The sequence below is a fragment of the Microcoleus sp. B3-A4 genome, assembly GCF_036705385.1.
Classification (GTDB): domain Bacteria; phylum Cyanobacteriota; class Cyanobacteriia; order Cyanobacteriales; family Microcoleaceae; genus Microcoleus.
The window spans coordinates 62,785-72,173 of sequence record NZ_JAUBUI010000030.1 but is presented as its reverse complement, the minus strand read 5'-3'; the positions used below and the strand labels follow the sequence as shown (position 1 = coordinate 72,173).

The 9,389-nt window shown below is 46.0% G+C and carries 7 protein-coding genes; 2 read left to right on the top strand and 5 right to left on the bottom strand.

The features are described 5' to 3' along the window. Window positions 1-232 precede the first annotated feature (232 nt). From QUB33_RS14380 to QUB33_RS14365, 4 genes are all read right to left on the bottom strand, one after another. Window positions 233-706, bottom strand: coding sequence for a TerB family tellurite resistance protein (locus QUB33_RS14380; protein WP_333351300.1), 474 nt, complete (start codon window positions 704-706; stop codon window positions 233-235). Between the two features lie 114 nt (window positions 707-820). Beyond that, entirely contained in the window at window positions 821-2,722 is a 1,902-nt protein-coding gene (locus QUB33_RS14375) for a M61 family metallopeptidase (RefSeq protein ID WP_333351299.1), read from the bottom strand. Then, window positions 2,719-3,399 carry a Crp/Fnr family transcriptional regulator gene (locus QUB33_RS14370; protein WP_190659615.1) on the bottom strand — a complete coding sequence of 227 codons (681 nt, stop codon included), beginning with the start codon at window positions 3,397-3,399 and terminating at the stop codon, window positions 2,719-2,721. The genes QUB33_RS14375 and QUB33_RS14370 overlap by 4 nt, the downstream gene beginning before the upstream one ends. 160 nt (window positions 3,400-3,559) lie before the next feature. Beyond that, window positions 3,560-4,444, bottom strand: coding sequence for an inositol monophosphatase family protein (locus QUB33_RS14365; protein WP_333351298.1), 885 nt, complete (start codon window positions 4,442-4,444; stop codon window positions 3,560-3,562). 310 nt (window positions 4,445-4,754) lie between these two features. Between QUB33_RS14365 and QUB33_RS14360 the strand changes: the two genes are divergently transcribed. Further along, complete coding sequence (locus tag QUB33_RS14360; RefSeq protein WP_333351297.1) at window positions 4,755-5,807, top strand: glycosyltransferase; 1,053 nt, start codon at window positions 4,755-4,757, stop codon at window positions 5,805-5,807. A 223-nt stretch (window positions 5,808-6,030) separates the two neighbouring features. Further along, window positions 6,031-6,972, top strand: a complete 942-nt coding sequence (locus QUB33_RS14355; protein WP_333351296.1) for an IS4 family transposase — start codon at window positions 6,031-6,033, stop codon at window positions 6,970-6,972. A 404-nt stretch (window positions 6,973-7,376) separates the two neighbouring features. On the opposite strand, the gene QUB33_RS14350 is transcribed toward QUB33_RS14355, so the two are convergent. After that, on the bottom strand, window positions 7,377-9,302 hold the full coding sequence (locus tag QUB33_RS14350; RefSeq protein WP_333351295.1) for an alpha-amylase family glycosyl hydrolase: 1,926 nt from the start codon (window positions 9,300-9,302) through the stop codon (window positions 7,377-7,379). Window positions 9,303-9,389: the final 87 nt, after the last annotated feature.

Genomic DNA, 9,389 nt, shown 5'->3' with positions numbered 1-9,389 from the left:
CTTGCACCTGAGTACCCATCGTGCGCTCGCATAACCCAAACCTCGTAAATCTTTTGGCTTTTATTCAGCAAGCCCTAAATAGTTGCAGTCATAAAAATATTATTCCGATACTTACCTAACAAGACTTAGGCATGGGGGGCTTATTCCCGGTTTCTACGAAAAATTCCAGGTTTAGTAACAAGAAATCTAGGAATCAACCGGGTTTTTAAGCCAAGCGCGCGCAAGTCCCGAACTAGCCTTTGATGAACTTTTCTAATTTTTGAGCCATCTTCTCGACAATTCCCTCTGAACTATCTCCCGCCGATGCTTCAGCTTCAATACGCTTGACCACATCCTCTGAAAGATTCAGCAACTGCACTAATTTTTGATAAGCAGCAGCTTCTTCAGCGTTAATTTTTGGTTCATCGGGAGTGCGAGAACTAGAAGAAATCACTTCATAGCCGAGTTGCAGGACTAATTCCCTTTCCTCTTGAGTTTCTAGTTGACCGATCAACTCATCAAGGGGGATATTTTGCATGATATAATCCCGCAGTTCTTCTTGCATTTGTTGTCCGTCGGTATCAGAGGCAAACAAACCGCAAAAGCGATCGAGCATTAAATCAACTTCTTCTGTCGCGAGTTGACCGTCAGCCCAGGCCATAGAAGTAACAATCCTCAGCAGATTCATCTGGCGGGGTGTAATTGATGGAGGAGGTGGGGTTTGCATAATCAAAATTGGTAATTGGGAATTGGGAGTTGGGAATTGGGAATTGGGAATTGGGAATTGGGAATTGCGCCTGATTCCTTCTTGTCTTTTCTTTCCCTTTCCCCTTTATTTATGTCACAATTTCGATAAAGGAACTCCTAGCCATCCAGTAAAGTTTTGTTTCTGAATAGCAGTGGGCTTTTCCACGGGCACGATCGAGTAGCGGCCAGGGCGGGGCGGCGCGAGAGTAACACGACAAGTCCGCAGTTCGTCTTGGTGAAAAACCGTCACCTCTATTGTGTCCCCCGGCTGATAATCTTTAAGCCTCTCACTCGCTTGTTCTGAATTTACCCGAAAACCTGCGATCGCCAGCAACTCGTCCCCAGCATCAATTCCGGCCAATTGGGCGGGAGATTCAGCTTCGACAAATTTCACCATTTCCCGGCCGTTTTCCGTTCCCAGCGTCCAACCGATGCGAGGCGTTTGGTCAATTTCACCTGCGATGAGTTCCAGCCCGAAAGGTTCGAGATACTGGTTGTAAGGCAACTCTTCTGTGCCGTCAATATAGCGCGCGAAAAAGTCGCTCAAATCGATGCCAGCGACGGATTCGATCGCACTTTGCAACTCTTCGGGAGTAAAGCCTATTTCTGCCGGCAGCGAAGGAGAATTTAACTGTCCGTTTGATGTCAGATGCGCCGACTTGGCGTCTGTTCCCGACTTCTGTTCAAAATCGCCGTTTTCAGCCGAATTAGCATTGCCAAACCGCTGCCACATCAAACGCATCACATCGTCGAGCGATCGCGAATTGCCGTGTCTGGCTCGAATCAACAAATCGAGCAAAAACGAAACAACCTCCCCTTTCAAATAATAGGAAACCTGCGAGTTGTCGCTGTTAGCATCCCTGCGATAAAGTTTAATCCAAGCATCCCAGCTCGACTCACTGACAGGCTGTACACTCCGCCCCGGAGTCGTCTGCAAGCGAGTGATTTCCTTAGCCATACATTGGAAATAACCTTTCACGCTGTAGAGGCCAGCTCGAAAAGGAATCACCAAATCGTAATAACTGGTCGTCCCTTCAGAAAACCATAAAGAAGGAGTGTAGTTCTCTTTTTCGTAGTCAAATACTTCCAGAGCTTTTGGTCGAATGCGCTTGACATTCCAGAGGTGAAAAAACTCGTGAGCCACCAACTGAATAAAGCGTTCGTACTTTTCCTTAGCCCGAAAATTAAAACGCGGATAGTTGAGAGTGCAGCACTCCTTGTGTTCCAAACCACCAAAACCCGAGCCAGACAAATGCAGTAAAAACACATAGCGTTCGTAAGGCAAACCGCCGAACATTTTTGCCTCGACTTCGATAACTTTTTGGATGTCTCGAATCGCCCGCTCGGGTTCTAAATTGCCTTTTCCCCAAACAACTAGCTGGTGGGGTTTTCCCATTACTTCAAAATCGTATACTTCGTGATAGCCAATCTCAAAAGGACTGTCTGCGAGAGTGTCAAAATCCGCTGCAGCAAAAGTAAGATTTTGCCCGGAAACAGGTGGCAAAGCAGTAACTGTGCGCCATTCCGGCTTCGGCGGCACAACGGTCACGGTGTAGCAGTGGCGCTCAAAACCGGGCAAGAAAAAGCACAAAGCCGCCGGATTGAAATAACCGTGAGTCGAGTCTAAGTGATTGGTTCGCACTGTCAGTTCGTTGGCAAAAATACGGTAGCGAACCGTGACATCTGATACCGAATCGGTCTCGATTTGCCAGTGATTTTTGCTGAGCTTGCGCCAAGGTAAAGCTCGCTCGCCCGCCTGGGAGCTAAAATCTTGCAAGTGGCGGGCGTACTCTCTAACCAAGTATGAACCGGGAGTCCAGACAGGCATTTTTAAATCCAGAACCGGCTTCGACCAACCTTGCACGCGCAAAGTTACTTCAAAGAGGTGGGATTCAGGATTGGGCATCGCCACCGAATATTGAATTGTCGGTGCTGTTAGTTGCCCCTGACAATTGCCGGCAGCGGACGAGGTATCCAAAGAAGTAACATCAGTCATTGACTTGCCAAATTAATCAAGTGCTTGAGGTTGATCAAATGGATAGTTTGGCGGTCTGGATCGATATTGATCCAACCTTTACTATCGAGTTTTTCCATAATTTTGCTGGTTTCATCTAGGGTGATATCTGTGACATCCGCTAAATCTTCATAAGGAATATTGAAGATATCTTTGCCCTCAGCAGTTTTCTGACCGTAGTTTTCTGCCAGCTCGACTAAAGTATTTGCTAGTTTAACCGCTGGCTGGCGGTTTCGGAGTTGATAGCGGTGATTGGTTTGGCGGAGCCGCCGCACCATCAGTTGCAGCATCCGGTGGTGCAATTGCGGGTCTTTAAACAGGGTTTGGATAAATCGCTGAGCTGTGACGCTCAGCAGCCGCACCGGCGATAGAGCAAGTACGTCATTCGATCGGGGAGATTCGTCAAGAATTGCCATTTCGCCGAAGAACGCACCCCGTCCTAAAATAGCCATTGATACAGCTCGATCGTTTGACAAGCGCCGGACTTTTACCCAGCCAGACACGACAAAGTAAATCGCGTTGCCCCAAGAATCCTCCATTACCACAGCTCGGCCCGGGGGATACTCATGCTTGACGGCATTTGATAGCAGCCCTCCCAAGGTTTCTGGGTTAGCACCCTTAAATAGAGGAAATAGCTCACTGAAAGCTTCTGTCTTCATGCAAACTCGCGGAGGTGGGAAATATGATTAGGCGACACCCAACAGCTAGGGAACGATCGATGTTTGGGAACACAAACAATCTGTTGCTCCTTTAATTGATGATAAGGGTGCACAGGCCCGGTTCACGTAAAATTGGCAGATTCTTTAATCTTAAACGGGTTTACAAGCCTGCCACTGCCTGTTGAACTTTACCCAACAGAGGTTCTATGTATTCCGGCCAGCCGATCGCGATTGACTGCGTGTGGGCCAGAGTCTCCGGCTCGATCGCATCTTTAGTCCACCTCAGCGGTTGACCTTGCATATCGCAACACACCAATCCGGCTGCTTTTGCTAAAGCCAGAGGGCCGGCGGTATCCCACACTTTAACTCTGCCGTTGAGATACAGGTATAAACCAGCTCGACCGAAGATAACTTCCATCACTTTTAAGCCAAAGCTGCCCAGCGAGTAAAATTCTGCTCCGGGGATGCTTTGGGCGATCGCCCCGGCGTAGTTTTTCTGGTCTTTGTCTCCCAGAATAATTTTACAATTTTCCGCTGTCGGGGCCGGGGGTTTGCACAGCGCGATCGGCTGCGGCGCTTGGGTTCCCACAGTTTGGAACAATCCCCAATCTTTGCCCCCAAAATACATTTGGTCAAAAGCCGGGGCGTAGAGCCAGCCGGCCACCGGTTCCCCTTCCAGCAGCAGCCCCACCATCGAAGCGTAGTGCAGTTTTCCCCGAATAAATTCTTCCGTCCCGTCGAGGGGATCGATGCACCAGAGGCGCTGGTAATTGGCCCCGTAAGCTGCTCTGGAGGTGTCGTTTTCCTCGGTGATCCTGCCGTCTTCAGGAAACAAAGCGCTAAATGCTGCCGATAGTTGTCGGTCTAGGTATTGATCGATACTCGTCACGTAGTCGTTGGGCCCTTTCTCGGAAACTTCAAAAGGTTTGGCTGCTAGCTTGTAAGCTTCTTGACCGCACTCGCGCATGGTGTAGCGAATTTTTTGATCTTGCTCTGGAGAAATATACATGGGGTTAAACATAAATTCTTTAGCTAACTTCAGCATAAAAGCTTAAGTCCTTGGAATCGATCGGCGCGTTTCACTGTTTTTGATTCGTACAGGATTTGCGCGCGGGTGTCCATAAACCCGGTTTCCTAACCGTGAGGGCCGTTGCTATACAAGCCCCAGACAGGATTCGTGGAACTCACAAAAATTTAGACATGAGGGAGAACCCCCCAGATTTATCTGTAGAGTCAAATCTAAACTCTAAAATCTAAAATTGATCGATCGAACCAGCACGTTCAACAGCAGACGATAGAATCTTCTGAGGTTAGATAATTTGTGGCAGCACCAGTCGAATTATAAGGAGAAGAGTTTGAAATACCATTTGGCATTAGGTCGCAAAATAGACCTAGATGGAATTGACCGCGATGCAAAACTCGGCAAATGCCCTCGCCACGTTCTGCGAGCTCTCAGAGACCGCTTAAATGCCACCGTTCATGCCCCGGATGGCGAAGCGATATCGTTGAGCGACAAGCTGCGATCGAAAATTTCTTCTAAACCCGAACATTGGGCCGCCGCGCGCAAATTGTCCAAGCAAGTCAGCAGCGACGACGTGATATTTTGTACGGGCGAGGACATTGGGATTCCAGTGGCGGCGGTGTGTGGCCAATTGCCCAAGCGCCCGAAAATTGTTGTATATTTCCACAATATCGATCGGCCGCGCGGCCACGTCGCCCTGAAACTATTCGGTTTGGCTGAAAAAATTGACCTATTCATGGTCAACGCCCGCCCTCAAACTGACTTCATCCGCAGCTATTTAGCTATACCTGAATCGCGCATTTTAGTGCTTCTAGAACAGACAGACACCCAATTTTTCACACCGGGTCCAGTTTCTGGCGAGAAAAAGCGGCAAACAGTTGTTAGCGTCGGATTAGAAAAGCGCGACTACAGACTCTTAGCAGCAGCAACTGCTGACTTAGATGTTGACGTAAAAATTAGCGGTTTTTCTAAAGATGCCAAGGCTTTATCGAAAGCTTTCCCCGATACTATGCCAGAAAATATGTCCCGCAAATTCTATGAATGGCCAGATTTACTGCAGCTTTACCGCGATGCAGACGTAATTGCAGTTTGTTTGGTGGACAATAAATATGCTGCGGGAGTGCAGGTTTTACTGGAAGCAATGGCCTGCAAGCGACCGGTCGTTATTACTCGGACTCAAGGTATGGTCGATTATTTAGCCACCCCCGATATTGCCAAAGTTGTAAACGTGGGAGATGCAGCAGGTTTGCGCGAGGCGATCGTCCATTTGCTAAAAAATCCTCAAGAAGCTGAATCTCAAGCGCAGCGGGGCTACGAAATGGTTGTGAACCAGCACAGCAGCGAACCTTATGTCGATGTTTTAGCCCAGAAGTTGCGATCGCTTTAATAAAAATGTAGGGTGCGCCTCCGCGCACCATAACTCACGTCCGGAGGATGCAAAATGCAAACCTTACTGCTATAAATAAAAAGCCAAACGATTTATTACGTAAGTCATATTTCTGGGGGGGTGACAACCAGCCTGAAACCGAGAGGTGGTGAGGATTGAGCCAATCCGCTGCTCAAAAAAGATAGGCAGCATAATTGTTACACGCTTGCCTATCCAAAAAATAATGATACCAACATTTTACCAGACTCATTTAAAAAAACAACTGACATCAGCTCAGTTTCTTGTAATGACAACTTTGCTATCTGTGATGCAATCAGAAAAACAAGTGAGATTAGAACGACTCTCCCGGGTATTTCCTTACCCAATTACAACGGAAAGTCGGCGTAGAAAACTACAAAGATTTCTGGATTTACCAAACTTAACTATCTCATTAATTTGGTTCCCCTTAATTACTTATTGGTTGACCACTTATTGCCGTATTGGTACTCGTTTATCAATTGCAATCGACCGGAGTCAATGGGGGTGCATTAATCTCTTTATGGTTAGCCTGATTTGGGAGCGAAGGGCAATTCCATTATACTGGTCGCTGTTGCCCAAATTAGGAAATAGTAACTTCGAGTCACAAACTACCAATTTAGAGCAAGTTTTACCATTATTTTCAGAATATAAAGTCATCGTTTTAGGAGAGCGTGAATTTTGTTCTGTTGATTTGGGAAACTGGCTTAAGGAAAAGGGTGTGTCTTTTTGCTTAAGACTGAAAAAGAATCTTTGTATCGAAACAGAACATTTAGTTTGGCAACGGTTGGATGAATTAGGAATAGTACCCGGAACTTCTTTGTATCTTCAAGTAAAAAAAGTGAGGAAAACTCTACCTACTACCGGGTTTGATCTTGCTTGTAAGTGGAAAAGAAACTCGGGGAAATATCAAGTTAAAGAAGCCTGGTTTATTCTCACGGACTTAGACTCATTGCGCTCAGCGCTCAAGGCTTATAAGCAGCGGATGGGCATTGAAGAAATGTTCCGAGACTGTAAAACAGGAGGCTACGATGTTGAAGGAACAAGCCTCAAAGGGAACCGACTAATTAACATAATTCTGCTCATGAAACTGGCGTACACTTGGGCAATATTTCAAGGTAATGAACTGAAGAAAAAGCAGGTACAATAATATGTATCTCGTCGCACAGAACCAAAGAAAAAATATCGCAGACGGAGTACATTTGGTGTTGGATTAGATGGAGAAAAGTGGGTTAATTATCTAGAACAATATTCTTTGGAGGTGGAACAGTTAATGAAGTTAACCCTTCTAAACGCCGCTTTTATCAACAAGGTATGCGGGCTGCAACCCTTATACAGTCTATCTCGTAGACCTCTTTGTCACCCCCCAGGTCATATTTAAAAAATAATGAATTATGAGTGGCAGTTACTAATTAAATCTTACAGCAGTTACGTAGCTAGTAAATCAACCGGGTTGTTAAAACATAATCGAAACCCTTAAGGAAGTATTTTCGTTCATAAAACCCGGTTTCTGTGCCTAGGACGGTCTCACTCAAAACTCACAAATCCAAACTATTAAGACTCCCGTCCACTCGCCCACTTATCCCGCCATTTCACAGTCCCTTCCGAAACTAAAACCCAGCGGCGACAAACCAGATTTTCTCGCAGCGGCGACAGTCCTTCCCGTAACAGCGCATACTTATAAGAAATCAACTTCCCCGCACTTTCATTAAAAGGAATTTCCCCAAACCAAGTATTAGTATTGATATACTCTAGGGGGTAACCCTTACTAATATCCCAATTTCCTAATTCAGGACAATCTCCAATCACCACAATTCTTTCCCCAGGCTGAGTTTTAACGCTGTTAAGCTGCGCCCGCACAATAGTTGTCGCCTTAACTCGCTCTCCGACGCGGCTAAAAATCATTACTTCCCGCGAACCCAACTCTAAGTTGTACAGCATCCCGTCTTTAACTTCAAACTTACGGCGCGATAAAACCTCCGTATGCTCTCCATCAGGCAGCTCAGTATCAACCTCTTCAATTGTAACAGCATTGCCACGATTAATCGCTACAAACACCACCGAATCGCGATAGCGGCGCACGTAACAATAAACATCAGCAGTTAGATATTTTTGCCACTGACTCCCCATCGAAATAGCTGGATTAAGCCGCCGCAATCCTGACAGCAAACGCACATCTCGGTAAATTGGCGAATCAGTATCCCACTTTTCCATCATCGGGCGGTTGTAGGGGTCATTTCCCCCATCTGTATCATCGTGCAGATACTGTTCAGTGCCGTAATAAATGCAGGGAATGCCGCGAGTTGTCATAATTAAACCTATCGCCAACCGCAGCATTTCTGGATCGGGATTCAACGACTGAAACCTCGGCATATCGTGGTTGTCAATAAAAGTAATCAACTCCGTAGCCCCGTAGTAGCGGTGATCCAAATTCAGTACATCTTGGACTAACTTAAATCCCGCCTCCGCACCCTTTCCCAATACTTCTCGGATTGCCACGCACAGACCAAAATCTAAAATAGTCATCCCCGATTCGTTGACAAATTCCACAGAACGATCGTTTCTAGGATCGCTGTAAATCCATTCGCCAAAAATGAAAACATCAGGTCTGTGTGCTAAGATGTCAGCATTAAATTCCTGCCAAAACCAAATAGGCATATGCTTAACTGTATCAACCCGCAAAGCATCAACACCTCTGTCGAGCCATTGTTTAATTGCTGACTTAATGTAATTCCGGTAGGCAATATTGTTTTCGTTGAAAGTTGCTAAACCCGACAGTTCGCAGTTTTGGACTTGCCATTCATCTTCCCAGTTTGTGACTTCGCCGTAGTGGTGATACCAGTTATCTTCATCGTCGTTAAAGTCAGCTATTTTTATGCCGTCGTCGTAGAGTTCCCCTTTTTTGCCACTAAAATCTGGGTTGCTGTGATTGCAGACAATATCGAGTACGAGTTTCATATTTCGCTGGTGCAACTCGTCTACTAACTTGTCAAATATGGTATTTTTAGTTTCTTGTGTTTGGTTGATAGAAGGATTGTCGCCTTTGGCAATAAAGCGGGGATTGAGTCGCTTGAAATCTTTAGTCCAGTAGCCGTGAATCGCTGCTTGTTCAACAAATAATGCTTCTACTTGCTCGAACAGTGGAGTCAGCCAAACTGCGGTAACACCCATATCTTTTAAGTAGTCGAGTTTGTCGATAACTCCCTGCAAATCGCCACCCCAATATTTCCCCCAATCTTTGCCTTCTGGATCGTAAAGTTCTGGGTTTGGGCCTTCGTTATTTTCGGGGTCGCCGTCGTAAAAGCGATCGACTACAATAAAATAAATTGTTTCTTGGCGAAATTCAATGTCTCTGGTATAGAGAAATTCTAAATCGAGTTCGCTTTCTGGCTTAACTTCTTCTACCAGAGAATCAATTTTGTCTTCTGGTTCTGTAACTTCGTATTGAGAGGAAGTTTGATTGGGAGTGACTGATGTCATGAGATGTATTTTTTTACATTGTAAGATTGGTCAGTTATGCGGAGCTAGAGTCGGAGATAGCTTTCCCCTCTAACTGACTTTTAAAGC

Coding starts and splice junctions, on each gene's coding strand:
- QUB33_RS14375 (WP_333351299.1), bottom strand. CDS start 2,722: ATGACTGATGTTACTTCTTTGGATACCTCGTCCGCTGCCGGCAATTGT.
- QUB33_RS14365 (WP_333351298.1), bottom strand. CDS start 4,444: ATGCTGAAGTTAGCTAAAGAATTTATGTTTAACCCCATGTATATTTCT.
- QUB33_RS14350 (WP_333351295.1), bottom strand. CDS start 9,302: ATGACATCAGTCACTCCCAATCAAACTTCCTCTCAATACGAAGTTACA.
- QUB33_RS14380 (WP_333351300.1), bottom strand. CDS start 706: ATGCAAACCCCACCTCCTCCATCAATTACACCCCGCCAGATGAATCTG.
- QUB33_RS14355 (WP_333351296.1), top strand. CDS start 6,031: ATGATACCAACATTTTACCAGACTCATTTAAAAAAACAACTGACATCA.
- QUB33_RS14370 (WP_190659615.1), bottom strand. CDS start 3,399: ATGAAGACAGAAGCTTTCAGTGAGCTATTTCCTCTATTTAAGGGTGCT.